The sequence below is a fragment of the Microcystis sp. LE19-41.2A genome, assembly GCF_027530405.1.
GTDB classification, from domain to species: domain Bacteria; phylum Cyanobacteriota; class Cyanobacteriia; order Cyanobacteriales; family Microcystaceae; genus Microcystis; species Microcystis aeruginosa.
This window is the reverse complement of the sequence record NZ_JAPZQJ010000363.1, coordinates 1-1,553: the sequence shown is the minus strand read 5'-3', so window position 1 is coordinate 1,553 and position 1,553 is coordinate 1. Positions and strand designations below refer to the sequence as shown.

2 protein-coding genes are annotated in these 1,553 nt (G+C 43.7%); one reads left to right on the top strand and one right to left on the bottom strand.

All coding sequences use genetic code 11. The features are described from left to right. A partial coding sequence (locus O9290_RS14625; RefSeq protein ID WP_185240746.1) for a helix-turn-helix domain-containing protein occupies positions 1-95 on the bottom strand: 95 nt, incomplete at its 3' end. Between the two features lie 90 nt (positions 96-185). Between O9290_RS14625 and O9290_RS14620 the strand changes: the two genes are divergently transcribed. After that, on the top strand, positions 186-1,460 hold the full coding sequence (locus O9290_RS14620; RefSeq protein ID WP_288087210.1) for an O-antigen ligase family protein: 1,275 nt from the start codon (positions 186-188) through the stop codon (positions 1,458-1,460). The last annotated feature ends 93 nt before the right edge of the window (positions 1,461-1,553 follow it).

The following is a 1,553-nucleotide window of genomic DNA, read 5'->3' as shown; positions in this document are numbered from 1 at the left end:
TTATTGTAAACTAATCTTACACAGCCCAATGTGCGCCGCAATAGCGACTCTTGTTCGGGTGTGGGGTAAAATCGAAACGAATAGGCTTTTTCCATACCTCACATTTTAGCATATATTTCGTAAATGTGCTAATATTTAACAGTAAAGCCGTCGTAGAACGACGGGGTTTCAGACCCAAATTTTCGATGAAAAAGATTTTTTGTCAAGGGTGGGAGTGGAATTTAATACTTTTTTCAGTTTTTATTGCCATGATGCTGCCGGAGTTAGCGGGTATCGGCATTATTATCGTGTTAATTAGGGTTTTTACCGGCAATTTTCGGGCAATTATCCAGTCACGTCTCAATCAAGGTCTCGGTATCGTCACTCTTTGGTTAATGATTAGTGCCAGTCTTTCCCCAACTCCGGGGGATGCTTGGATTGGTTTAGGAAATTTCCTGCCTTTTTTCTTCTTTTTTAGCAATATTCGGCAATTAATTAAAAAACCCTCTCAATTGCGTCAACTAGCTTGGGTGATGGTTATTCCGTCGGTTTGGGTAGTGGTGATGGGATGGGGACAAATTTTTCTCGGTTGGCAAAAACCGGAAGCATTAAAAGGGATTTTTACCTGGCCCTACGGGGCGGGGGGTGAACCGAGCGGGCGGATGTCTTCGGTTTTTATGTATGCTAATCTTTTGGGGGCTTATTTATTAATAACTCTGATTTTAGCGATCGGTTTATTAATTCTAACTTTGCGGCAGTGGCACAGACAAAGAAATACCCTTTTAAATCTCAAAGTCGGGTTTTTAACTTTAACCATATTGATCGACGGTGTAGGGCTATTTTTAAGCAATTCTCGCAATGCTTGGGCCTTAGCCTTTTTAGGAGGCCTAATTTTCGCCCTTTATCTGGGTTGGAATGCCTTAGTCGCCGGTTTTATCCTCTTGGGGGGGGTGATTTCCCTCGCTTCTTGGGGACCAAATCCTTTCAGGGATAGTGTGCGTTTTTTGGTTCCTAGGGCGATTTGGGCGCGATTATCCGATGAAATGTTCCCTGATCGCCCTCTAGCGACTCTCAGAGCAACCCAATGGCGTTTTACTCTCGAAATGACCCAAGAAAGACCCCTATTCGGTTGGGGATTACGCAGTTTTACACCTCTCTACGAAAAAAGTCAGGGATTATGGTTAGGTCATCCCCATAATTTATATTTGATGTTAATGGCAGAAACGGGAATTATTGGCTTAATTTTATTGTCTGTTTGGGTGGGTTGGATTTATGCCCAAGGGGTGCGTTTATTAATCTTTTTACGACAACAAAAAGCCGGGGGGGAGTTAATTATCTTTACCTATCTGGTAGCTTTTGGCGCTTGTGTTTTATTTAATCTCGTCGATGTCACCCTCTCCGATGTCAAGATTAATACTATTGTTTGGTTTCTCTTGGCTGCTATTGCCGGGGTCAGTCAAAGGTTAAATTATGAATTATGAATTGGGAAGTGGGAAGTGGGAAGTGGGCAGTGGGGAAGTGGGGTGTGGGGTGTGGGGTGTGGGGTGTGGGTATTGGGGGAGTGGGGGTGTGGG

Excerpts from the sequence above, each read along its gene's own strand:
- O9290_RS14620 (WP_288087210.1), top strand. The coding sequence starts at position 186 with ATGAAAAAGATTTTTTGTCAAGGGTGGGAGTGGAATTTAATACTTTTT.